At 59.5% G+C, this 23,627-nt stretch carries 23 protein-coding genes; 11 read left to right on the top strand and 12 right to left on the bottom strand.

The genetic code is table 11. From position 1 onward, the window contains the following. Nucleotides 1-189: 189 nt before the first annotated feature. Nucleotides 190-1,767 carry a gamma-glutamyltransferase family protein gene (locus ACR0D6_RS15355; RefSeq protein WP_480766116.1) on the top strand — a complete coding sequence of 526 codons (1,578 nt, stop codon included), beginning with the start codon at nucleotides 190-192 and terminating at the stop codon, nucleotides 1,765-1,767. Nucleotides 1,768-1,802: 35 nt separating this feature from the next. On the opposite strand, the gene hspQ is transcribed toward ACR0D6_RS15355, so the two are convergent. Next, on the bottom strand, nucleotides 1,803-2,129 hold the full coding sequence (hspQ, locus tag ACR0D6_RS15350) for a heat shock protein HspQ (RefSeq protein ID WP_170655988.1): 327 nt from the start codon (nucleotides 2,127-2,129) through the stop codon (nucleotides 1,803-1,805). An 80-nt stretch (nucleotides 2,130-2,209) separates the two neighbouring features. Here hspQ and ACR0D6_RS15345 point away from each other — a divergent pair, with 80 nt between their 5' ends. After that, nucleotides 2,210-3,016: an AEC family transporter gene (locus ACR0D6_RS15345; protein ID WP_480766115.1), complete on the top strand. Its 807-nt coding sequence runs from the start codon at nucleotides 2,210-2,212 to the stop codon at nucleotides 3,014-3,016. Between the two features lie 63 nt (nucleotides 3,017-3,079). Further along, nucleotides 3,080-3,661, top strand: coding sequence for a transglycosylase SLT domain-containing protein (locus tag ACR0D6_RS15340; RefSeq protein ID WP_170655992.1), 582 nt, complete (start codon nucleotides 3,080-3,082; stop codon nucleotides 3,659-3,661). Between the two features lie 15 nt (nucleotides 3,662-3,676). Here ACR0D6_RS15340 and ACR0D6_RS15335 read toward each other — a convergent pair whose 3' ends face one another. The 4 genes from ACR0D6_RS15335 to ACR0D6_RS15320 form a co-directional block, all read right to left on the bottom strand. Beyond that, the gene (locus ACR0D6_RS15335) at nucleotides 3,677-4,273 is read right to left on the bottom strand and encodes an outer membrane lipoprotein carrier protein LolA (RefSeq protein WP_170655994.1); all 597 of its coding nucleotides are present in this window, start codon (nucleotides 4,271-4,273) and stop codon (nucleotides 3,677-3,679) included. A gap of 40 nt (nucleotides 4,274-4,313) precedes the next feature. Then, complete coding sequence (locus ACR0D6_RS15330; RefSeq protein ID WP_480766114.1) at nucleotides 4,314-7,244, bottom strand: DNA translocase FtsK; 2,931 nt, start codon at nucleotides 7,242-7,244, stop codon at nucleotides 4,314-4,316. Nucleotides 7,245-7,258: 14 nt separating this feature from the next. Next, nucleotides 7,259-8,440 carry an aminotransferase class I/II-fold pyridoxal phosphate-dependent enzyme gene (locus ACR0D6_RS15325; RefSeq protein WP_480766113.1) on the bottom strand — a complete coding sequence of 394 codons (1,182 nt, stop codon included), beginning with the start codon at nucleotides 8,438-8,440 and terminating at the stop codon, nucleotides 7,259-7,261. A gap of 108 nt (nucleotides 8,441-8,548) precedes the next feature. Beyond that, complete coding sequence (locus ACR0D6_RS15320; protein WP_480766112.1) at nucleotides 8,549-9,877, bottom strand: amidase; 1,329 nt, start codon at nucleotides 9,875-9,877, stop codon at nucleotides 8,549-8,551. An 88-nt stretch (nucleotides 9,878-9,965) separates the two neighbouring features. Between ACR0D6_RS15320 and ACR0D6_RS15315 the strand changes: the two genes are divergently transcribed. Further along, the gene (locus ACR0D6_RS15315; protein WP_480766187.1) at nucleotides 9,966-11,192 is read left to right on the top strand and encodes an FAD-dependent monooxygenase; all 1,227 of its coding nucleotides are present in this window, start codon (nucleotides 9,966-9,968) and stop codon (nucleotides 11,190-11,192) included. Here the strand turns inward: ACR0D6_RS15315 and ACR0D6_RS15310 are convergent. From ACR0D6_RS15310 to ACR0D6_RS15295, 4 genes are all read right to left on the bottom strand, one after another. After that, nucleotides 11,189-11,374 carry a Trm112 family protein gene (locus tag ACR0D6_RS15310; RefSeq protein WP_170656004.1) on the bottom strand — a complete coding sequence of 62 codons (186 nt, stop codon included), beginning with the start codon at nucleotides 11,372-11,374 and terminating at the stop codon, nucleotides 11,189-11,191. The two genes, ACR0D6_RS15315 and ACR0D6_RS15310, sit on opposite strands and share 4 nt — an antisense overlap. Beyond that, nucleotides 11,371-12,012 (bottom strand): LON peptidase substrate-binding domain-containing protein, encoded by a 642-nt coding sequence (locus ACR0D6_RS15305; protein WP_170656006.1) that lies wholly within the window; start codon nucleotides 12,010-12,012, stop codon nucleotides 11,371-11,373. Before ACR0D6_RS15305 ends, ACR0D6_RS15310 begins: the two co-directional genes overlap by 4 nt. 27 nt (nucleotides 12,013-12,039) lie before the next feature. Further along, nucleotides 12,040-12,957 (bottom strand): thioredoxin, encoded by a 918-nt coding sequence (gene trxA, locus ACR0D6_RS15300; protein WP_480766111.1) that lies wholly within the window; start codon nucleotides 12,955-12,957, stop codon nucleotides 12,040-12,042. An 86-nt stretch (nucleotides 12,958-13,043) separates the two neighbouring features. After that, complete coding sequence (locus ACR0D6_RS15295; protein WP_480766110.1) at nucleotides 13,044-13,832, bottom strand: exodeoxyribonuclease III; 789 nt, start codon at nucleotides 13,830-13,832, stop codon at nucleotides 13,044-13,046. Between the two features lie 275 nt (nucleotides 13,833-14,107). Between ACR0D6_RS15295 and ACR0D6_RS15290 the strand changes: the two genes are divergently transcribed. Continuing rightward, entirely contained in the window at nucleotides 14,108-14,350 is a 243-nt protein-coding gene (locus tag ACR0D6_RS15290; RefSeq protein WP_480730315.1) for a hypothetical protein, read from the top strand. A 155-nt stretch (nucleotides 14,351-14,505) separates the two neighbouring features. Here ACR0D6_RS15290 and ACR0D6_RS15285 read toward each other — a convergent pair whose 3' ends face one another. Then, nucleotides 14,506-15,192 carry a response regulator transcription factor gene (locus tag ACR0D6_RS15285; RefSeq protein ID WP_170656011.1) on the bottom strand — a complete coding sequence of 229 codons (687 nt, stop codon included), beginning with the start codon at nucleotides 15,190-15,192 and terminating at the stop codon, nucleotides 14,506-14,508. 161 nt (nucleotides 15,193-15,353) lie between these two features. Here ACR0D6_RS15285 and ribA point away from each other — a divergent pair, with 161 nt between their 5' ends. Both ribA and ACR0D6_RS15275 read left to right on the top strand, forming a co-directional pair. After that, nucleotides 15,354-16,448, top strand: coding sequence for a GTP cyclohydrolase II (ribA, locus tag ACR0D6_RS15280; protein WP_480766109.1), 1,095 nt, complete (start codon nucleotides 15,354-15,356; stop codon nucleotides 16,446-16,448). Next, on the top strand, nucleotides 16,445-16,945 hold the full coding sequence (locus ACR0D6_RS15275; protein WP_480766108.1) for a L,D-transpeptidase family protein: 501 nt from the start codon (nucleotides 16,445-16,447) through the stop codon (nucleotides 16,943-16,945). The genes ribA and ACR0D6_RS15275 overlap by 4 nt, the downstream gene beginning before the upstream one ends. On the opposite strand, the gene ACR0D6_RS15270 is transcribed toward ACR0D6_RS15275, so the two are convergent. Both ACR0D6_RS15270 and ACR0D6_RS15265 read right to left on the bottom strand, forming a co-directional pair. Beyond that, complete coding sequence (locus tag ACR0D6_RS15270) at nucleotides 16,929-17,588, bottom strand: YggS family pyridoxal phosphate-dependent enzyme (protein ID WP_480766107.1); 660 nt, start codon at nucleotides 17,586-17,588, stop codon at nucleotides 16,929-16,931. The two genes, ACR0D6_RS15275 and ACR0D6_RS15270, sit on opposite strands and share 17 nt — an antisense overlap. Before the next feature lie 109 nt (nucleotides 17,589-17,697). After that, nucleotides 17,698-18,723, bottom strand: coding sequence for a porin (locus ACR0D6_RS15265; protein WP_170656017.1), 1,026 nt, complete (start codon nucleotides 18,721-18,723; stop codon nucleotides 17,698-17,700). Nucleotides 18,724-18,992: 269 nt separating this feature from the next. Between ACR0D6_RS15265 and ACR0D6_RS15260 the strand changes: the two genes are divergently transcribed. From ACR0D6_RS15260 to holA, 4 genes are all read left to right on the top strand, one after another. Further along, entirely contained in the window at nucleotides 18,993-19,499 is a 507-nt protein-coding gene (locus ACR0D6_RS15260) for a DUF3576 domain-containing protein (protein WP_170656019.1), read from the top strand. Nucleotides 19,500-19,571: 72 nt separating this feature from the next. Continuing rightward, the gene (gene leuS / locus ACR0D6_RS15255) at nucleotides 19,572-22,112 is read left to right on the top strand and encodes a leucine--tRNA ligase (RefSeq protein WP_480766106.1); all 2,541 of its coding nucleotides are present in this window, start codon (nucleotides 19,572-19,574) and stop codon (nucleotides 22,110-22,112) included. Further along, complete coding sequence (lptE, locus tag ACR0D6_RS15250) at nucleotides 22,099-22,590, top strand: LPS assembly lipoprotein LptE (protein WP_170656023.1); 492 nt, start codon at nucleotides 22,099-22,101, stop codon at nucleotides 22,588-22,590. The genes leuS and lptE overlap by 14 nt, the downstream gene beginning before the upstream one ends. Then, nucleotides 22,587-23,615 (top strand): DNA polymerase III subunit delta, encoded by a 1,029-nt coding sequence (holA, locus tag ACR0D6_RS15245; RefSeq protein WP_480766105.1) that lies wholly within the window; start codon nucleotides 22,587-22,589, stop codon nucleotides 23,613-23,615. The genes lptE and holA overlap by 4 nt, the downstream gene beginning before the upstream one ends. Nucleotides 23,616-23,627 lie beyond the last annotated feature (12 nt).

Raw genomic sequence — 23,627 nt, 5'->3', positions numbered from 1 at the left:
CGCCCAGATCGAACCATTGTCCCGCCGCAAACCGGGGCAATAAAAGCAGGGTAGCTCAGTTAGCTTCCCTCGGCGCCGAGCGTCACAGCCCCCACCCAGTGATCGGCGTCGAGGACCTTACCCCAACAGATGACTGGACAACCGGAACAAGCGTTCTAGTGTCGGATTGTCAAAGGGGAGATCACCCAAATGCGAGATTTGCACAGGCCGGGCCGGTCACAGGTTCTGGCAACTGATGGCATGTGTGCGACGTCACATCCGCTGGCGGCGCAGGCAGCGCTGGACATTCTCAAATCCGGCGGGAATGCGATGGACGCGGCCATTGCCGGGGCCGTGTTGCTTGGCATATGCGAACCTCAGATGACCGGCATCGGTGGGGATTGCTTTGTCCTTTACAACCGCGCCGGAGAAAACACGGTTCGCGCGCTGAACGGATCCGGGCGCGCTCCGGCTGCGGCCCGGGCGGACGTTCTGCGTGATCAGGGGGTGCAGAGCATACCACTGGGCAGCCCGGATGCGGTTACGGTGCCCTGCGCCATTGATGCATTCTGTCATTTGTCCGAACGCGAAGGTCGTCTGGGGCTGGATGCCGTGCTGCAGCCCGCCATTCACTATGCCGAAACGGGGGTTCCCGTCGCGCCGCGCGTGGCGTTTGACTGGGCGACCGGCGCTGCAACCCTGAAGGGGGCGGCAAGAGATTTCTATTTGATGGGCGGACAGGCCCCTGAAATCGGGCAAATCTTTCGCGCTCCGAAACAGGCAGAGGTTCTGCGCCGGATAGCCCAAAGTGGTCGGGATGCGTTTTACAGCGGCGAAATTGCCTACGACATGGTGGCCGCGCTGAACGCGCTCGGTGGTGTTCACAGCGCCGAGGATTTTGCCTCCAACACATGCACTGAAACCGAACCTTTGAGCGGCGATTACAAAACCGTCGAACTGGTCGAACATCCACCCAACGGTCAGGGTGCCACGGCCATTTTGCTGCTGAACATCCTGAAACACTTCGATCTGGCCGCCATGGATCCGCTGGGGGCCGAGCGCGTGCATATCGAGGCCGAGGCATCAAAACTGGCCTACGACGCGCGCAACAGGTTCATTGCCGATCCCGACCACACCTCGCGAATCGAGCGGTTTCTGGCACCGGAAACCGCCGCAGAACTGGCCGCTTTGATTGATCCCAATCGTGCAATGCCTGCCGCCGCACCACTGACCGAAGCGGTGCACAAGGACACCGTCTATATCACTGTGGTGGATCGGGACCGGATGGCCGTATCTCTGATCTATTCGATCTTTCACAGTTTCGGGTCAGGCATCGCCTCGGAAAAGTTCGGGATATTGCTTCAGAACCGCGGGGCGGGTTTCACGCTGGAGCCGGGTCATCCGAACGAGCTGGCGGGCGGGAAAAGACCGATGCACACGATCATTCCCGGGATGCTGCGCGAAGGCGGCAGGGTCACCATGCCATTCGGTGTGATGGGCGGCGCCTTTCAGCCGACCGGGCATGCGCGATTTGTGTCGAACCTGCTGGATGCCGGGATGGATTTGCAATCAGCCATCGATGCGCCCCGCGCGTTTGCCGATGCAGGAATTTTAAAAGTCGAAAAAGGCTATTCCAAGCAAGTTCTGAGCCAATTATCCGATTTGGGACACACTGTTGAGCAACCGGAAACACCCTTGGGTGGAGCGCAGGCGATCCGGATCAAAGAGGATGGCGTACTGGAAGGCGGCAGCGATCCCAGAAAGGACGGCTGTGCGTTGGGGTATTAAAGGCGGGATCGCTAAGGATGTCCGCAGATCCAAATTCAATTCAGGTTAAAATGCAACGGGTATGCGCCGTCCCGAAATGGGCCGAACATGTCTGGAATATCAGGGTGATCCACCGGTTCACCCGTCCTGTCCTCCACAAGATTTTGTTCGGAAACGTAAGCCACGTAATAGGACTGGTCGTTTTCGGCCAGCAGGTGATAGAACGGCTGCTCCTTGACCGGGCGGCTGTCCTCGGGAATGGCCTGATACCATTCTTCGGTATTGGAGAATTGCGGATCCACGTCAAAGACCACCCCTCGGAAAGGGTGTTTCCTGTGACGAACCACCTGACCCAGATGGTACTTTGCTTGCGTCTTCAACATTGTGTGTGCCCCCACACCATTAATACCTGCAACCAGCCCCCCATGTCCAATATTTGATCAGAAATCCAGGGAAACAGACTGTGAACCTTATCCTGACAGTGTTCGAAATCGTGACGCCTGTATTTCTGCTGGCCGGGATTGGGTTTACCTGGGTGAAGCTTGGTTTCGAGTATCGGATTCAGTTCGTCACGCGTTTTGCCATGACCCTTGCAGTGCCAAGTCTCATCTTTGTGGCGCTGATGCAAACGGATATCCCGGGCGGTGACCTGTCCAGGTTCACACTGGCAACAATTGGCGCAAATCTGGCGCTAACCGTGGTGTTCTGGCTGTTTGTGCGGCTGACCGGGCTTGAACAGCGCACCTATCTGTCCCCGCTTGTGTTCGGAAATACCGGGAATCTGGGCCTGCCGCTGTGCATTTTCGCGTTTGGACAGGCCGGGCGGGGTTCGTTCGGGAAAGTGATACGCGAGCCCATGGTCTGGGCCACATTGCTGGGGGCGCTGTTTCTGTGGCGGGATTGGGAAACGCCGCTGTTTCTGACCAATACACTGGACCTGCTGGGCCAGATGGCGGTTCCGATGATGCTGATCACACTTGGCGTGGCCGTCGCGCGCCTGACGACCCGCAAACTGGGCCAGGCCGTGTGGCTGTCTCTGATCAAGGTCGGCATCTGCTTTGCGCTGGGTTGGACCGTGGCAGATCTGTTCTCCTTGGGAACCATAGCGTTTGGCGTGCTGGTCCTGCAGATGTGCACCCCTGTCGCGGTCACGTCCTATCTGCTGGCGGAACGGTTTGGCGCGGATTCGGATGCAGTGGCGGGCATGGTCATGGTGTCGACGATTATGGCTATTGCGACACTCCCCGCTATTCTTGCTATGGTTTTGTAAGGATTATGATTTTCTATCTGCGTAAATTGCGCTAAACTGCCAAAAAAAACAGGCACGAGACAAATGAGCAGATTTATCTATGCACTCCTTGGGGTGTTGCTTGTGGCATCCTGTGGCGGCGGGTCAAAGACTCCGCCCAGCAACCTAAATGATGCCTGCAGCATCGCTCGCGAGCGGCCCGATTACATGAAAGCGTTCAGAAGCACCGAGCGCAAATGGGGCGTTCCGGTTCATGTTCAGATGGCCACGATCTATCAGGAAAGCCGGTATCGCCATAACGCACGCACGCCGCACAAATATGTGCTGGGCGTCATCCCGATGGGCCGCCAAAGCAGCGCCTATGGATTCAGTCAGGCGCTGGATGGCACGTGGGAACAGTATCAGCGTGAAACCGGCAAACGCCGCGCCAAGCGGGACCGTATCCGGGATGCGTCGGATTTTGTCGGCTGGTACATGAACAAAAGCCATAAGCGAAACGGCATCCATCCCAGCGACACGCGCAACCAGTATCTGGCCTATCATGAGGGCCATACCGGCTTTGCGCGCGGTAGTTATAACAGCAAGTCATGGCTGTTGCGGGTGGCAAACGATGTCGACAGCCGCGCCCAACTGTATCAGGCGCAGCTGGCAAGCTGCAGGTATTAAAACTGTCAGGGTGTCTCAGCGATTGTCCGAGACACCCGGTTCGCCATCCACAAAGAGGTTCTGGTTCAGGCTGTTGCCCTTGGTCAGCGGCCCCAGCAGCACTGTGGTCTGGGACCCAGCGCTGTCATGTACCACCCATTTGCGCAGTTCCACCGGATCGCCGGTGAACATCAGTTCAATCTTGCCATATTCCGGGTTTTTAGGATCCTGCGCGGTCACAACCGTTGCGGTGCCGTCAAAGTCGTGTCCAACAACCATATTGGCCTGACCCAGATCCACCGAACGCGCCAGAACGATAGATAGGGGCGTCCGGCTGAGCGGGTATTGCTCAGGCGGCTGGTTGGATTTGGGATCGTGGATGATCACCGTTCCACCCTTGGCCACCACCACGGCCTGTTGCGGAGGGTCGTATTCGAACCGCATCCGTCCGGGACGTTGCAGCCACAGTTTTCCTGTGCTGAGCGATCCGTCGTCATTGACCTGCGTGAACGAGGTCTGAACCGTCGACAGGCTGTTCAGGTACGCGGAAATTTCCGAAAGCGGCAGTTTGTCAGCCGCCCACGCGGCGGGCGCTGCCAGAGAAAGGACAAGGGCAAAGGCAATCTGTTTCATAAGAAACCAGATAGGCACTCTGCCCCCGTTTGAAAATGCCTTACTGTTCGGGCACCAGAATTTCGCGCTTGCCGACGTGGTTGGCCGGCGAAACTACGCCTTCGTCTTCCATCTGTTCGACCAGACGCGCGGCCTTGTTATAGCCGATGGCAAGCTTGCGCTGGATGTACGAGGTGGAACACTTGCGGTCCTTGATCACGATGGCCACCGCCTGATCGTAAAGCGCGTCTTCGCCATTGGTGTTGCCACCGGTATTCAGGCCCAGAACGGCGTCGATATTGTCAGCTTTTTCTTCGGCTGGCCCATCGACCACCCCACCCACATAATCTGGCGGGCCGTATTGTTTCAGATGGTTGACGACCTCTTCAACCTCTTCATCCGAGACAAACGGGCCGTGACAACGGGTGATTTTGGCGCCACCCGCCATATAAAGCATGTCACCCTGCCCCAGCAGTTGCTCGGCTCCCATCTCGCCCAGAATGGTGCGGCTGTCGACCTTGGACGTGACCTGGAACGAAATCCGGGTGGGGAAGTTCGCCTTGATCGTGCCGGTGATCACGTCAACCGACGGGCGCTGCGTGGCCATGATCAGGTGAATGCCCGAAGCACGCGCCATCTGCGCCAGACGCTGGATGCAGGCCTCGATCTCTTTGCCCGCGACCATCATCAGGTCGGCCATTTCGTCGACTATAACGACGATATAGGGCATGGCCTTGGGCTCGAACTCATCCGTCTCGAACACCGGTTCTCCGGTTTCATCGTCAAAGCCGGTCTGAACCGTGCGGCTGAACATCTCGCCCTTGGACAGCGCATCTTTCACCCGGCCGTTGTAACCGGCGATGTTGCGGACGCCCATCTTCGACATCTTGCGATAGCGGTCCTCCATCTCGCCCACGACCCATTTCAGCGCGACGACCGCCTTTTTCGGATCGGTCACCACAGGCGAGAGCAGATGCGGGATGCCGTCGTAAACGGAAAGTTCCAGCATCTTGGGGTCGATCATGATCAGACGGCATTCGTCCGGTGTCAGCTTGTAAAGCAGGGACAGGATCATGGTGTTGATCGCCACCGACTTACCCGAACCGGTGGTACCGGCGATCAGAAGGTGGGGCATCTTGGCCAGGTTCGCCACGACCGAGTCGCCACCGATATCCTTGCCCAGCGCCAGCGGCAGCGACTGGTTGCCGTCGCCAAAGTCACGGCTGGCCAGTATCTCGCGCAGCACGACCATTTCACGGTTTTCGTTCGGCAGTTCGATACCGATGACCGAGCGGCCCGGCAGCGTGGAAACCCGTGCCGACAAAGCGGACATCGACCGAGCGATATCATCGGCCAGACCGATCACACGGCTGGCTTTCAGGCCCGGAGCCGGCTCCAGTTCATACATGGTGACAACTGGACCGGGGCGTACACTTACAATCTCGCCCTTGACGCCATAGTCATCCAGCACGTTTTCCAACATCCGCGCGTTTTCTTCCAGCGCCTCATCGCTGAGGTGGTGGCGTTGGATGCCTGCCGGGTTGGACAACAGGCCCAGAGGAGGCAGTTCGAAATCGGAATGCTGTTCTTCGAAAGACAGCGCCGGCTGCGCCTCGGCCTGCGCGCGGCGCGACGGCATTACATTGCGGCGAATTGGCTGAGCCACGACAGGTTTGCGCGGCTCGGCCACGGGGATTTTCATCGCCGGTTTGGCTTGCGGCGCGGGCTGTGGTGCGTCTTCGAACACCTCTTCTTCGTCGTAGTCGGCTTCCGGCTGATAAGACTGGGCGTATTCCGGCTGTTCGTCATAGCCAGGCGTCGCGGAATCGTAACGGTCCTGCATGGGTTCAGCTGTCAGTACAGGTTCAGGCGGCAATCCGGCCGATGTCAGCGGCGGTTCGGGCGGCAGTTCATCCGCCCGCGCGGCGTTCAGAATCAGCGGGTCCGGCCCCCTGCCCCGCCCCTTCGTCAGCGGACGGTTGGGATCGGGTTCGGGCGCCATCTCGCCCGCGGCCACCTTGCGATTGCGCACAGCCGCCGAAATCTTGGAACGGATGCGATCCTCGCCCGGCATTTCGTCATAACCATGCACGGGTTCTGGATCGACAAGTTCCGGCTCGGGCATCGGTTCGGGGCGGCGGATCAGGGCGGGCATGCGGGCCAGCAGGCCGGTTTTGGGTGCGGGTTCCGGCGTCTCGATCATCGGTTCTTCGAAAACGGGTTCATCGGCATAGGCCAGTTCGTCATCGAATACGGCCTCGGCGGCTTCTGGTCGCATCGCCCTGCGTTCGGCCCATTGCGCGCGACGGTCGCGTGCGGCCTGCGCAGTGGCAGATGCCCCGCGCCCCAGCAGGTTCATCAGCATGTCATAGGACATCACCAGCCCCAGCAGGAAGGCACGGAAACCACGCTGCACGTCGGTTTTGGTGAACCCCAGCACAAACACACCCAGCGCCAGCATGCCCAGAGCCATGGCCAGAGACATCAGTTTAACCATGAAATGCGAGGAGATCGGCAACAGCGTCAGCAGCGCACCCATCACTGTGTCGCCGAACAGACCACCCAGGCCAAAGCTGTGCGTCGCCCGCCACGCGTCACCGGGAACAAGCGTTGCCGCATAGACCGAGACAACGGCGATCCAGATCGGCGCAAAGATCAGGCGGGCGATGGCGCGTTCTTCACCAAAATGCCCGGCAAAACGTACGCCCCAGCCAATGAGGACCAGGGCGATACCCCAGCTGCCCCAGCCCACGATCATGAACAGCGGCGCCGCGATCGAAGCGCCGATCCGGCCCATCCAGTTCTGCACCGGTGCATCGGTCGAAACCATCCAGTTCGGATCGTCTGGCGTGTAGGACCAGATCATCGCCGCAGCGGCAAGACCAAGCAGGATCAGACCGATACCGATCAGTTCCTTGCTGCGCCGTTCGATGGCCGCCTGTGTGCTGCTGTCCAGCAAAGGATCGCGGTTGCGCGCGTTCAATGATGCCATTTTGCCCTCGTACCTCACGAATAGATGCAGTCGCGGAGCGTGATCAGCCCGCGCTTCATCTCTGTTTTTGGGGCCACCATGGCGACCCTGATAAATTGTTCGCCCGGGTTTTGCCCCGGATCGCCCTGAGAAAGATATGCGCCCGGCAGAACCCGGACACCGGTTTCCTGCCACAGCTTCAACGCGGTTTCCTCGCCGTTATCCACCGGCAGCCACAGGAAAAACCCGGCCTCAGGCGGCATGTAGCCCTGAACGCCTGCAAACACCTCATCCGCGATGGTGTATTTTTCCTGATAAAGCGCGCGGTTTTCGGCGACATGTTCTTCGTCCGCCCAGACCCGGGCCGCGGCAGCCTGCAACGGTGCGGGCAGCGGAGCGCCGGAATAGGCCCGCAGCTGTTTGACCCGCCTGATCGTCTCGGGGCCACCGGCAATCAGGCCCGAGCGCAGACCGGCAAGGTTCGACCGCTTCGAAAGCGAGTTGAACAGGGTGATCCGTTCGGGATCGGCACCCAATTCCTGTGCGACGGTCAGAACACCTGTGGGGGCCTCGTCGCGGTAAATCTCGGAATAGCACTCATCCGCGAAGATGCGGAAATCGTACTTTTCTGCCAGCTGGATCAGCTCGGCCCAGTATTCACGCGACGCAACCGCGCCCTGCGGGTTCGCGGGCGAGCAGATATAGGCCACTGCTGTGCGGTTCAGCACATCCTCGGGCAAGCTGGCATAATCGGGCAGGTGCCCCGTTGCGGCAGTGGCCGACACGAAATACGGCTGCGCCCCGACCGAGATCGAAGCGACCATGTAGACCTGATAAAACGGGTTCGGGCACAGGATAATTGGCTGCTGACCGTTTTTCTGCTCAGGGCACAGCGCCATTGCGGCGTTATACAAGCCCTCACGCGTACCGTTCAGAGCCATGACATTGGTTTCAGGGTCCAGCGCGACACCGTACCTGCACCTGATCCAGTCAGTGATCGCGCCACGCAGATCGGCTGAACCTTCGTTCGGCGGATATCCCTGAAAATCAGCAGCATTTTCCATGATGACATCCGTCACCCAGCCCGGAAAATCGTGCATGGGTGTCCCAATCGTCATATGCACGACCTCGCCGCCCGGCTGATGGTGATCCAGCAGGGCGCGCAGACGCGGAAATGCATAAGCCGGTAGGTTCGAAAACCGCTCGGGGAAAGTCATAACTACTGCCTCAATACCGGGGTCATTTTCGCCCCGTTTTTTAGCAGATTACAGCCAGCGCCGACTTTCGTCCAGACAAAGAGGTTCCGAATCAGGGGATTGTGGCATTCAGGCCAGTGCTTTTTCTGCAGCCGCCCCGACACGCAACAAGGCCTCTTCGGACCCCGGATAACCCAGCATCATCAGCCCGCAGCCCGGTGTTGAAGTCGGCAATGTCAGCGCCGCCAGCCCCATCAGGTTGCCGATACGCGTATTGCGCAGCGCCAGCAGATTCTCGGTCACATAGTAGTCGTGATCCGTCATCAGCCGGTCCAGATTCGGTGGCATGATCGGTGCGGTTGGGGCCAGCACCGCGTCAAACCCCGCAGTGGCGGCATCCCACGCGCCACGGCACGCCTTGAGCTTGGACCAAGCGGCCACATAGTCAGGGCCGGAAACGTCTTTGCCTGCGCGGAACCGTTCGAGTATCTCGGGATACATCGCGTCGGGGTTTGCCTCGATCACATCGCCCCACAATCCGTAGGCTTCGGTCGTGTAAAGCGTGCCAGAAAGACCCATGGCTTCGTTCAGTTCGGGCACCTCGAGCGGCACGATCTCGGCGCCGGCTTCCCGCAAGCGCTGCAAGGCTTCGTCATAGGCCTTGCCCGGTGCATCGCGCAGATCGTCCTTGGCCACGTTTTGCAAATCTGCGAACCGGCGACCTTTCAGCGTTGCACCACGCAGATCAGCGGGGGCGCCGCCCTCCAGCAGTGCCAACATCTGGGCTGCGTCCTCGACCGACCGGGTCAACGGACCAACCGTGTCAAACCGCAGGCAGAGGGGCACGACCCCTTCAAGACTTATACGTCCGGCGGTAGTTTTCAGGCCGACCAGATCGTTCCAGGCCGACGGAATGCGGACTGATCCGCCGGTGTCGGACCCGATGCCACAGGCCGCCAGCCCCCAGGCCACCGATGCCGCTGCACCCGAGGATGAGCCCCCGGGAACTGCCGCTTCGTCATTGATACAAGGCGGAGTGTTGGTGATGGGGTTCAGGCCTAGCCCGGAAAAGGCCAGTTCGCTCATGTGGGTCTTGCCCAGACAGACGGTGCCCATTTCTGTCGCGTTACGAACCACAACGGCATCCGCTTCGGGCACGCGGTCCTTCAGCAGGGCCGAACCGGATTCAGTTGCGATTCCGGCAGTATCAAACAGGTCTTTCCAGCTGATCGGAACGCCGTCCAGCAGAGAACGGCGCAGGCCCAGCTCGGCCCGCTTTTGTGCGGCACGGGCTTCGGCGCGAGCGCGGTCATGGGTGACGCGGGCATAAATGCGGTCGCGATGCGGATGCGCGTCAATCGCCGCAAGATAGGTTTCCGTCAGTTCGACCGGATCGATCTGGCCCATACCGATGCCGCGGCCCAGATCGCATGCTGTCATCGTCAACCAGTCCTGCATCACACCCTCCCCCGATTTTGCAGTTTCGGAGACGGTAGCGACAGGACCGCACATGGACAATCCCGAAAGGGCGCGCATATTGCACCCCATGGAAAAGGCATCGGATATTCTGATTGTAGGCGGCGGCCTGAACGGCCCTGCCCTGGCGCTGGCACTGGCCCGGACGGGGCATTCCGTTACGGTGGTCGACGCACTGGCCGAACAGGTGCGCAAGGATGCGGCCTTTGACGGACGTGCCTATGCGCTGGCGCTGGCCTCGCAGAGGTTGCTGAAGGCCATAGGCGTCTGGGATGCGGTGGCCGGGAACGCGCAACCGATGCTCGAGATCAAGGTGACGGACGGCCATGCAGGGGCTGGCCCGTCTCCGTTTTTTATGCATTTCGATCATGCCGAAATCGAAGAAGGCCCGATGGGCTACATGGTCGAGGACCGCCACCTGCGTCGCGCGTTTCTGGAGGCGATGGCCAGTGAACCCGGTATCACGCAGCTCAGCGGCAGGACCGTAGTCGCGCAAATGGTCGATGTTTCAGGTGTGGCCGTGACGCTCGATGACGGAACCGAACTGCGTGGACAGGTTCTGGTGGGTTGCGATGGCCGCCGAAGCGGCACGGCGACGCGTGCCGGGATCAAGCGGTCCGGCTGGGAGTACGGGCAAACAGCACTGGTTTGTGCCATCGCGCATGAATTGCCCCATCATGGCGTCGCACATCAGTTCTTTATGCCGCCCGGACCGCTGGCAATCCTGCCGCTGACCGGCAATCGCAGCTCCATCGTCTGGAGTGAACGCACCGAGATGGCGCAGCGTATCAACGCCATGCCCGAGGCAGATTACATGCAGGTTCTGCGGCCGCGTTTTGGCGATTTCCTGGGCGAAATCAATCTTGAAGGCGACCGGTTCACCTATCCGCTGAACCTGACCATCGCCAATTCCTTTGTAGCTGACAGGCTGGCACTGGTCGGAGACGCCGCGCATGGTATGCACCCGATTGCGGGGCAAGGCCTGAACGCGGGTCTGCGGGATGTGGGCGCGCTGGCCGAAGTGCTGACACTAGCGGGCCGGCGTGGCGAGGATATCGGATCAACCCTCGTGCTTGAGCGGTATCAGGAATGGCGTCGGTTCGACACCGCCTCGTTGGCGATGGCGACGGATGTATTCAACCGGCTGTTTTCCAACGACAACCCGATATTGCGACTTGGCCGGGATATCGGCATGGGTATCGTGGGATCCCTGCCCGGTCTGCGGCGCGGCTTTGTGCGCGAGGCGGCGGGCCTGACTGGCGATTTACCCAAACTGCTGCAAGGCCGCGAAATCTAGTCCAGTTCCCGCGCCTCATCTACCAGCATGACCGGAATACCGTTGCGGATCGGAAAGGCCAGACCGGCGGCTTTCGAGACCAGTTCCTGCTTTTCGGCGTCATAGTGGAGGGTCGAATGGGTCTGCGGGCAAATCAGCGCCTCAAGCATGTGACGGTCGAAGGCGGGATTAGGTTCGGTCATTGCAGGGTTTCCTCGTTTGAGCCACCGCGCAGGGAGAACTCGATCAGGGTGACCAGCGTCTCGCGCCGGGTTCTCAGGCAGGGTGCCTCAAGCAGCGCCTGTTTGTCTTCGGGGTCGAACTCCAGCAGCATGGACAGAGAGTTGACCAGCAATTCGTCATCCGCATCTTTCAGCGTGTCCCAGTCCGTCGAAAGCTGACGGGACGAGAAAAAACGCTCGAGCAGGTGCAAAAAGCGCATCCGGTCCAGGCTATCATCCGCCTCTGCCTTGCCCAGATCCCGATCAAACCCGTCCCAGGACACTGAACAGCGCCGATATGGCGTGAAACTGTCCAGTTCCGAACGGATGCGGAACCGGGAAATACCGGTCAGCGTGATCAGATATCGGCCGTCTTCGGTTTCAGAAAACTGCGTGACACGTCCCGCACACCCGATCTGATGCAGCTTGTCATCACTGCTTTGACAGGGATTGGGCTGAACCATACCGATCAGACGCTCCTGTGTTTTCAGGGCGTCATCCAGCATCTGCAGATATCGCGGTTCGAATATATGCAGCGGCAGGCGTGAACGGGGCAGCAAAAGCGCCCCTGGCAAAGGAAACACGGACACCGTGTCCGGCAAATCAGCGGGATGCATCATATACCCGAGTGTAGCCCCGATCCGGAATTAGGCAAATATCATCGAGCTGAGCTTGCGTCGACCGTTCAGAACAATCGGGTCATTGGGCTTGAGCGCGTCAAAGATCGTGAACAGCTGCGCCTTGGCCGCACCGTCGTTCCATTCACGGTCGCGACGGAACAGTTCCAGCAGCTGCGCCACCGCATCCTCGATGTTGCCATTGGCGTGCAGAGCCTGCGCCAGATCGAACCGGGCCTGATGGTTGTCAGGGTCGGCCTCGACCGTTGCCGAAAGCTCGGCCACCGGGCCAGCATCAGCGGCCTGTTTGGCCAGTTCCAACTGCGCATGAGCCGCCTCAACTTCGGCTGACGTCAAAATTTCCGTCGGTGCACCGTTTAGAATCGCTTCGGCCTGATCCAGATCACCAAGCGCGATATGAGCCCGTACCAGACCGCCATAAGCGGCCGCATGGTTCGGTTCTTCGCCCAGAATGGCCGCAAAGGTCTGGGCCGCATCGACCGCAGCGCCCTCGGACAGCATTTCCTCGGCGGCCTGAACGGCATCGTCCAGCTGACCGCCCGGGCTTTCGCCGCCTGCGGCCTCGATCACGCGATCCACGAACGCCTTGATTTCGGAACCGGGCAGCGCGCCCTGAAAACCGTCAACCGGCTGACCCTTGTAGAATGCATAGACGGTCGGAATCGACTGGACCCGCATTTGCGAGGCGATCATCTGTGCCTCGTCCACATTGATCTTGACCATCTTCACCGCGCCTTTGGCGGCGGTCACTGCCTCTTCCAGCAATGGACCCAGCGTCTTGCACGGGCCGCACCACGGTGCCCAGAAATCCACGATCACCGGAATGTCCTGCGATGCCTCGACCACATCGGCCATGAAGGTGGCCTCGGATGAGTCCTTGATCAGGTCGGCGGCGTCGGGGCTGGCTGCACCGTTCAGAAGGTCCATGGCATATATTCTCCGGTTCGAACTAGCGCCCTATATGCAACTGCTTGATCAGGAAACCAAGAGCAGAGTTTGGGCTTGCGGTTTGATCAAAGGTCGAAGGTTGCGAAAACGGGGGCGTGGTCACTGGGCTTTTCCCAGCCGCGTGCGTCCCGCACGATCCGGCTGGAATGGCCCGCGTTCGAGATGTCCGGCGTGGCCCAGACATGATCCAGCCGCCGCCCCTTGTCCGCCGCGTCCCAATCCCGCGCGCGATAGGACCACCAGCTGTAAAGCTGCCCTTCGGGAATGTCCTGCCGCGTGATGTCGACCCAGCCGCCCGCATCCTGTGTCTCGCCCAGATGTTCAACCTCGATCGGGGTGTGCGACACGATCTTGAGCAACTGCTTGTGCGACCAGACGTCATCTTCGCGCGGGGCGATGTTCAGATCGCCAACCAGAATGGATTTTTCGGGCTTTTCAGCATGAAACCAGTCGCGCATATCGGTGAGGTAGTCGAGTTTCTGGCCGAATTTCTCGTTCACCTCGCGATCAGGCACATCCCCGCCAGCCGGGACATAGAAGTTCTGGATGGTCACGCCGTTTTCCAGCCGACCAGCAACGTGGCGGGCGTGGCCAAGGCCTGCGAAATCCTTGTCGCCCACATCCTCGATGGGCAGTCGGGACAGGATGGCGACGCCATTGTAGCCTTTTTGCCCCCGCGCAATCATGTGGGTATATCCCAGCGCCGCAAATGCTTCGGTCGGGATTTTTTCGACCGGGGATTTGCACTCCTGCAGACACAGGACATCCGGCGCCTCTTCCTGCAACAGTTTCAATACGATGGGCTCACGCAAACGGACCGAATTGATGTTCCAGGTGGCAAGGGTAAAGGGCATGGCGGATTTCCTTTGTCGCGGTTGGCGCAACCTAGCGCGGGCAGAGACAGCGTGCCACGAGAAAAAGACGACCCAGACAGTTTGGCTTGATCCGCATTCGGTAAGGCGATTTTCCAGATTGTGCGGATCGAAAGGGAACCGAATAAGCTGGGGGGCACTTTTGCCCACCCCAAGTTTTTTTACAAAGATCGCCAATCTCTTGTGACTTCCTGCCAACGGGCTTGTCAGCTCTGTTCCCGACCCCAAGTGTGCCGGGAACAGAAAGAGGTCACCCCATGAATGATGACAAACCTCTGCCAGCGGCTTACTACGATCAGGAAAACATCTGGACCCCGGTTCCAACGGTCGTTGACAATCTGGTATGCGATATCTTCGCCTCGGGCGTGGCCGACCTTTTACAGGTGTTGGACGACAGCAAGCCCAAGTTGTCTCGGGACGTTTATGCCCGGCTGTTTGCATCGCTTCGGGATATGTCCCGTTTGCTGGGAGAGTACGAAGATCGCTGGAATGGCACCTGACGGACATCGACAGCGCGGTCTGGCAAAAAAAGGCCGGGCCAATGGCCCGGCAGTCCAACAGGGAGGTGCATGTCATTGCCCGGACATGCACGGGTTGGGAGTAACCTAAATATACCTACAGAGTATCACTTTGATCCAAGTCAATCCACATCCAGTTACGACACCAGCCTATATCCACCCGATTCTGTGACCAAAAGGCGCGCATTCGAGGGGTCGGGCTCGATTTTCTGCCGCAAACGGTAGATGTGCGTTTCCAGCGTGTGGGTCGTGACACCGGCGTTGTAGCCCCACACCTCATGCAGCAGCACATCGCGGGCGACCACACCATCGGTAGATCGGTACAGGAACTTGAGGATGTTGGTTTCCTTCTCGGTCAGGCGAATCTTGCGGTCATCTTCGGTGATCAGCATCTTCATCGCCGGCTTGAACGTGTACGGACCAAGCGCAAAGACCGCGTCTTCGGATTGTTCGTGCTGACGCAGCTGGGCGCGAATGCGGGCCAGCAGGACCGGAAACTTGAAGGGTTTGCTGACATAATCATTTGCACCCGCATCCAGACCCAGAATCGTATCGGCGTCGGTGTCGTGGCCGGTCAGCATCAGGATCGGGCTTTTTACACCCTGTTTGCGCATCAGTCGGCACAGTTCGCGCCCGTCGGTATCGGGCAGGCCCACATCCAGAATGACCAGATCATAAATCGCCTCGCGAGCACGCTCCATCGCGCTTTGACCATCCGACGCTTCGAACACGTCGAAATCCTCGGTCATCACAAGTTGCTCGCTTAGCGCTTCGCGCAGATCCTCGTCGTCGTCCACCAACAGGATTTTCTTGAGTTGAGCCATGTCCCGGTCCTCCAAAGCTTTTTCCTCACTTGAGCGCGCTACACGCATTCGGCAAGTTTTACTGCAATGCTCTCACGCCCTCGTGTCCGATGCGGAGGAAATGTTTCACATTTGCATCGCAAAGGATTAGGAAAGTCGCCGAACGTTACAGGATAACATACATGAGTCTTTTCCCGGATATCACCGAACTGCTGGCCCGCGCGCGGGCTGATCTGCGCATGGGCGTACCGGTCGTGCTGTCCGATGACAGCGGTTCCGGGGTTTTGGCGCTGTCCGCCGAAACCCTAAGCGCGCAGCGACTAGCTGATCTGCGCGCGCTTGGTGATGAGCTGGTGGTGGCAATCACCGGGCGCCGGGCGGAAACGTTGAAAGCCCGCGCCTATGACGGCGATCTGGCCCGGGTGATGGTTCCGGCGGATGCGGACATGGCGTGGGTACAGGCAGTCGCCGACCCGTCGGACGACCTGAACGCGCCCATGAAGGGCCCGTTGATGACCGAGCGCAATGGCAGTGCCAGCCTGCACCGCATGGCGATCCGGGTGGCCAAATCGGCCCGTTTGCTGCCAGCCGCGCTGGTACTGGCTTTGGAAAACGCTCCGACATTTGCTGCCCAACACGGGCTGACATGCATCAGCCATGCTCAGGCCGCGCCACATCTGGCCGACCGCAGCCCCCTGCACCCGGTCGTCGCCGCGCGCCTGCCGATGGAGGTGTCGGAAGCCGGGCGGCTGCATGTGTTCCGACCCGAAGACGGCGGCGAAGAACACTATGCCGTCGAAATCGGTCGTCCGGATCGCGACAAGCCGGTTCTGGCGCGTCTGCACTCGGCCTGTTTTACGGGGGACCTGATGGGCAGCCTGAAATGTGATTGCGGCCCGCAATTGCGGGGCGCATTGGCCCAGATGGGTACAGAGGGTGCCGGAGTGCTGTTGTACCTCAATCAGGAAGGACGCGGGATCGGGCTGGCCAACAAGATGCGGGCCTATTTCCTGCAGGATCAGGGATTTGACACGGTTGAAGCCAACCATCGCCTTGGTTTTGAAGATGATGAAAGAGATTTCAGGCTGGGGTCGGACATTCTGAAATCGCTCGGTTTCAAGTCGGTGCGGTTGCTGACGAACAACCCCGCCAAGATCGCGATGATGGAACGTACCGGCATCGCCGTGACAGAACGTGTACCCCTTAAGGTCGGAGAAACTGCACATAATCAAGGGTATCTGGCGACCAAAGCCGCCAAGTCGGGCCATTTGTTGTGACGCCAGAGGATCTGGTTCTGACGCCCCTCGGAGTGCGGTTTCGGGGCCGGGTTTTCCCCTGCTCAATCGGCAAAGGCGGATTGAGCAACGACAAGCGCGAGGGGGATGGGGCGACGCCAACCGGTACGCACCGAATCGTGGGGATGCTGTATCGCCCTGATCGGATCGCCCCGCCCACATCCTGGGCATGTCCTGTCGGCCCCTCAGATCTGTGGTCGGACGACATGGCGGATGATGGCTATAACCATCTGGTTCGTGCGCCCTATGCCTTTAGCCACGAAAAGTTACGTCGGGCGGATCCGCTATATGATCTGGTGCTGATTACCGACTGGAACTGGCCAAACGCCGTGCGCGGACGGGGGTCGGCAATTTTTGTGCATCAGTGGCGGCGGCCCGGCTATCCGACCGAAGGGTGCGTTGCGTTTCGCCGCGATCATCTGCACTGGATTGCCGCGCGGATCGGTCAGGGGACGAGATTGATCATTCCAGCGGCCTGACCCGCTCGCCAAAGATGGCCGATCCGACCCGAACATGGGTCGCGCCAAGCGCAATGGCCGATTCAAAATCACCGCTCATTCCCATGGACAGGCCGTCCAAACCGTTGCGCGCGGCAATTTTTCCCAGCAGAGCGAAATGAAGTGATGGCTCTTCTTCCACCGGAGGAATGCACATCAGGCCGCGAATAGGCAAATCCATCTCGCGACATTCCGCGATGAAGGCGTCTGCATCTGCGGGCGTGACACCGGCCTTCTGCTCTTCTTCACCGGTATTGACCTGAATGAAAAGTTCCGGGCAGTTGCCGATCTCTTGCGCCAGACGCGCAAGGGTTTTTGCCAGTTTCGGGCGATCCAGTGAGTGGATGGCGTTGCACAGTTCCATCGCCTGCCGCGCCTTGTTGGTCTGCAAGGGACCGATGAGGTGCAGATCGATGTCATCAAAGCGCTCCATGAAGGTTGGCCATTTACCGGCCGCCTCCTGCACGCGGTTTTCGCCGAAACAACGGTGCCCCTGTTCCAGAACCGCCTCGACCCGTTCATTGGGTTGAACTTTGGACACCGCAATCAGTTTAACCGATCCGGTGGGGCGGTTAGCCGCTTTTTCAGCGGTGGCTATGCGGGCGGTGATGTCTTGCAGCGGCATCTGGTTCCTCGGCTTGCATTGTCAGCGCAGGAAAACACCAACCGGACGAAAAAGAAAAGGGCAGGTCCGAAGACCTGCCCCAATTTGATACCGTCAAGCGGTGTACAGCTTAGAAGCTGAAGTACACACCAGCCTGGAAGGTGTCGTTGTCGTTCGACGCGCGGCGGTAGCCGGTTTCGAACGATGCGCCGCCACCCAGGTCGTACGAGTAGTGGATACCGTACGAGGTGCCTTCGGTGCCGATGCCGGTTGCGTCGGTGTTGTCGGTACGACCAGCTGCAACGTCGGTTGCCGAAACTGCGTCTTCGTCGGTGACGAACAGCAGCAGGTTCGAAGCTGCGCCGATGTCAACGTTGCCGTACAGGCCCCATTTGCCGATGCCGTCGTTGTCGGCATAAGCAACGCGTGCACCCCAGCTGCCCGAGTCATAAGCAACTGCCAGTACGCCTTTGTCTTCCCAAAGGTTGCCGCTGTCCTGGTAAGCACCCGAGAAGGTGAAGCCTTCCCAGGAGTAGGTCAGCATGATGGCTGCGCGGTCTTCGCCAGGGATGACGGTGCCACCGGGGGTCAGGATGTCGTTGTCGGTCGAGTACGAAATGTGACCAACAAAGCCGCCTGCCGAGTACAGTGCTTCAACGCCGTTGGCGCCAACGCCTGCCGACGAGTATGCGTCCCAGTTGAACGATTCGTCGCTGACGTTAGCAACAACCGATACGAAGCCAGCGCCGTCGATGCCGATACCGGCGGTGCGGGTTTCGAGGTACAGACCGGGCATGTTTTCAACAGCACCGATGATGTTGCCGACGTTCAGGCGGAAGCCTTCGTATACAACGCCAAAGCGTGCACCGTTGAAGGTTGCGCCACCCGGACGGTTGTCACGGCTTTCAGCCTGTGCACGGAAACGAGCGTCAAACGCAACACCCGAGTCGGTTTCTGCCGACATGTCGAACTGCAGACGCAGACGGCTGGTGATGTTGGTCTCGCTGACGCCGTTGAAGTTCGGATCAGTAACGTCGCTGGAGTTGCCGTCGTTGTAATCCAGACCGAAGCGGCCGTAACCGCTGAGGCGAACGTCTGCGGCTGCGACGCTTGCGGTCGCGATCAGCGCAGTCGTTGCGAAGAGAACTTTTTTCATTTTGCTTCCCTCGGTTTCTATTCACATGCCCAAACCGGATCATCCGGCGTGGGTATGGACAGGGGTTTCGCTTTTTCACCCCTGATTTGGCAAGCGTCAGACGCAGCTGTGGCGCAAAGTCGTGCGGGATGGTGCAGCTTTGCCACACTGGCAAGTCACCGCCGATCAATGATCCCGGTCTTTTGAAACATCCTTTGCAGGATACGGACTTGCCCATATCAGCACGCTTTTGTAGGACTTCTGCACGCACAGCACGGCGGGAGCCACGAATGAACATTCAAAAGACCCTAATCGTCACATTGTTCCTGACCATGGGACTTGGCCTTACCGCCTGCGGCAATCGCGGCGCCGGAATCAGTGTTGCGGACGCTCCGCCAACTAATGACGGTATTGTCTCAAACAACCGCGAATCTGCCGCGCAAGACTATGAGAAGTCATCGATTTGGGATGTGTTCGGCCCGGACAGGTCCGAACAGACCGGCAATGTGAACCGTTACCTTTGGGCGGCCTCGCTGGATGTTCTCAGCTTTTTGCCCGTACAAGAGGTCGATCCGTTTACCGGTGTGATCGTAACAGGTTACGGCAGACCGCCGGGTGGCGGACGGTCTTATCGAGCCACAGTTCATATAAGGGACCCCGCCCTAGAGGCGCGGTCATTGAACGTTTCGCTGCAAACCAGCGGTGGTGCGCCCGTAAGTGCAGCAACTGCCCGCGCGGTCGAGGATGCGATTCTGTCCCGCGCACGCCAGCTACGCGTTCAGGACGACAAACTCTAGCAACCCGCGCCAATTCGAATTATCACCACGCCGGGCCACCGCCCGGCGTTTTCATTCACGAAGGACCGTAAGATGTCTCGCTATTCCGCCAACGAAATCGAAGCAAAATGGCAGGAGGCCTGGGACAAGGCCGGAATCTTCACCGCCACACGGCAAGCGGACAAGCCGAAATACTATGTGCTCGAGATGTTCCCGTATCCTTCCGGGCGCATCCATATGGGACATGTGCGCAACTATACGATGGGTGACGTGATCGCACGGTACAAGCTGGCCACGGGCCACAACGTGCTGCACCCGATGGGATGGGATGCGTTCGGGATGCCCGCGGAAAACGCAGCTATGGCGATCGGTGGCCATCCAAAAGAGTGGACATACGGTAATATCGCCGACATGCGCGGGCAGATGAAGCCGCTGGGCTTATCGATCGACTGGTCCCGCGAATTCGCCACCTGTGATCCGGAATATTACGGTCAGCAGCAGGCATTGTTCCTGGATATGCTTGATGCCGGGCTGGTTTACCGCAAGAACGCCGTCGTGAACTGGGACCCGGTCGACATGACCGTTCTGGCCAACGAACAGGTTGAAAACGGCCGCGGCTGGCGGTCAGGCGCGCTGGTGGAGCGTCGGGAACTGACACAGTGGTTCTTTAATATTTCCTCGATGTCGGAAGAGTTGCTTTCGGCATTGGACACGCTTGAGAATTGGCCCGCCAAGGTGCGGCTGATGCAGGAGAACTGGATCGGCAAGTCACGCGGACTGCAATTCTCGTTCGAACGCACCGATGGCGGTGAGCCGATCACCGTTTATACGACACGCCCCGATACGTTGTTGGGTGCGTCATTTGTTGGTATCTCGCCAGATCATCCGATTGCAAAGCAGCTTGAAGCCGAAAACCCCGAAGTTGCCAGTTTCGTCGCGGAATGCCGCAAGGGCGGCACCACTGAAGAGGCTATCGAGACCGCCGAAAAGCTGGGCTATGACACTGGTATCAGGGTCAAACACCCGCTGGACCCCAGTTGGGAACTGCCGGTCTGGATCGCGAACTTCATCCTGATGGATTACGGAACAGGCGCGATCTTCGCCTGCCCGGCACATGACCAGCGCGACCTGGATTTCTGCCGCAAGTATGGCCTGCCGGTAGTCGACACCTTCTTTGCATTGGATGACGAAACGCCAGTGGACAAGATCGCCTTTGTACCGCCCAAGGAACAAAAGGTGCGCTGGGTAAACCATTTTGCGGGCCTTACCGAGACCACGGGTGACGAAGCCATCAACGCAACCGTGGAATTCGCCGAAAAGGCGGGCTGGGGTGAAGGCGTCACCAAATATCGTCTGCGCGACTGGGGCTTATCTCGCCAGCGCTATTGGGGCTGCCCGATTCCCGTGGTGCATTGCGAAAGCTGCGGTGTGGTGCCAGAGAAAAAGGAAAATCTGCCGGTTCGCCTGCCTGATGACGTCACATTCGACAAACCGGGCAATCCGCTGGACCGTCATCCGACCTGGCGCGATTGTGCCTGCCCCTCCTGCGGCGCACCGGCCAGACGCGAGACCGATACGATGGACACGTTCGTCGATTCGTCTTGGTACTTCGCCCGCTTCACCGCTCCGCATGCCGCAACACCGACCGATCCGGCCGAAGCTGAATACTGGATGAATGTCGACCAGTATATCGGCGGTATCGAGCATGCGATCCTGCATCTGCTTTATTCTCGCTTCTTCGCACGGGCGATGAACATCACCGGCCACCTGCCGAAAAAGGCCATCGAGCCCTTCGATGCGCTGTTCACGCAGGGCATGGTGACCCACGAGATTTATCAGACGCGCGATGAAAAGGGGCGCCCGGTCTATCACCTGCCCGAAGACGTCGAAGATGGTAAACTCAAGGCCACTGGCGAAGCGGTCGAGATCATTCCGTCGGCCAAAATGTCAAAGTCCAAGAAGAACGTGGTCGATCCCGTCTCGATCATCTCGGCCTTTGGTGCCGACACCGCACGGTGGTTCGTGCTGTCCGATTCGCCCCCCGAACGCGACGTGGAATGGACGGCCGCCGGAGCCGAAGCGGCATACAAACACCTGAACCGGGTTTGGAACCTCTGCGACAAGATTGGCGCAATGGACACCGATGCGAAAGGCGAAGGGGATGAGGATCTGCTGCGCGAGATGCACAAGACCATCCGGGATGTGACACTTGGGGTCGACAGCTTTGGCTTCAACGCAGCCATCGCCAAGCTTTATGCATTTACGAACACGCTGGCAAAATCGAAAGCGGGCGCTGCGTCGCAAAAACAGGCGATTAAGACTCTGGCTCAGCTGATGTCACCGATGACACCCCATCTGGCCGAGGATATCTGGGCACATCAGGGTGGCGAAGGACTTATTGCCGTCGCGCCCTGGCCCGTGGCGGATGAGGCCATGCTGGTCGATGACACCGTAACTCTGCCAATCCAGATTAACGGCAAGCGCCGCGCGGAAATCAGCGTTGCGAAGGATCTGGCAAAGGCAGAGGTTGAAAAAATCGCGCTCAGCACCGAAGCTGTGCAGCGTGCGCTGGATGGCGCCGCACCGAAGAAAGTAATCGTAGTACCGGGCCGGATCGTGAATGTCGTCGTTTGATCGCAGAACCTTGCTGATGCTCCCGCTGGCGCTGGCCGCCTGTGGGTTTCAGCCGGTCTATGCGCCGGGTGGCGCAGGATCAGCCCTGTATGGCAACGTCGCGGTGTCCGCGCCGAAAGATGTGGAAAGCTATCTTCTGGTCCAGAATCTGGAACAGCGATTGGGACGCAGCGCAGGTTCCGGCGGGGATTACGATCTGAATGTGCGGGTTGCGACCGTAACCCGGGCCGCCGCGATCACCACGTCGAACGAAACAAACCGGTACTCAATCACCGGAAACGCAAACTTCACTTTGAAGAATGCAGCGTCAGGTGACGTCGTGGCTAAGGGGTTGGTGACGGATTTCGTTGGCTATTCCGCGTCAGGATCGACCGTGGACACATTGGCTGACGAGCGGGATGCGCGCGGACGTCTGATGGAGATTCTGGCAGATCACATCATAACGCGTCTTTATTCCACGGTGGGCCAGCCCGAATGAAGCTGAGCCCACGCGACGCCGAAGGCTATTTCGCAAAGCCGGACGCGGACAAGGCTGGGCTATTGATTTATGGCGCGGACGCAATGCGTGTTGCGTTGAAGCGGCAGCAGGTCATCCCAGCCCTTCTTGGTGCCAATGCCGAAGAAGAAATGCGGCTGACCCGCATGCCCGGTGCTGACCTGCGCGGTGATCCGGCCCGGTTGCTGGACGCCATCAAGGCTGTTGGGTTTTTTCCCGGTCCGCGAGCAGCCTTTGTCGAAGATGCCGGTGAAGCCGCGGCTCAGGCGATCCTGAACGCGCTGGAGGAATGGGCGCCGGGAGATGCCCAGATCATCGTTACAGCCGGGCAACTGAAACCGACGTCCAAGATTCGCAAGGCGTTTGAGGCACATCCAATCGCTTATGCCGTCGGGATTTACGACGACCCGCCCTCGCGCGCCGAAATCGAGCGGACATTGTCAGCGGCCGGATTACAGAGCATCCCGCGCGATGCTATGTCGGCATTGACCGATCTGGCCGGGGAATTGAGCCCGGGTGATTTTGCGCAAACGGTTGAAAAGCTGGCACTGTACAAGCGCGGCGATACATCCGAGCTGACGATCGACGATATCGACGCCTGCGCGCCACGCTCCAACGAAGCGGCGCTGGACGACGTTCTGAATGTCGTGGCCGAAGGTCAGGCCGGGGAAATCGGCCCGCTGATCCGGCGGCTGCAGGCACAGGGCACAAACGCCGTCAGCCTGTGCATTGGCGCGACCCGCCATTTTCGCACGCTTTACGCCTGTGCCTCGGATCCGGGCGGAGCGGCGCAGGGAATCGGCAAGCTGCGCCCCCCTGTTTATGGCAAGCGGCGCGATCGCATCCTGCGACAGGCGCAGGGCTGGGGTGCACACAGGCTGGAAACCGCCCTAACTGTTCTGACCGATACCGACCTGTCGCTGAGGTCCGCGGGGCAAACCGCGCCCGCCATGGCACTGGTCGAACGTGCGATGATTCGTCTGGCCATGCTGGCACGGTCACGGTGAAGTGATCTGACA

The sequence above is a fragment of the Ruegeria sp. BJ6 genome (assembly GCF_056537885.1).
This window is presented reverse-complemented; position numbering and strand designations above follow the sequence as displayed.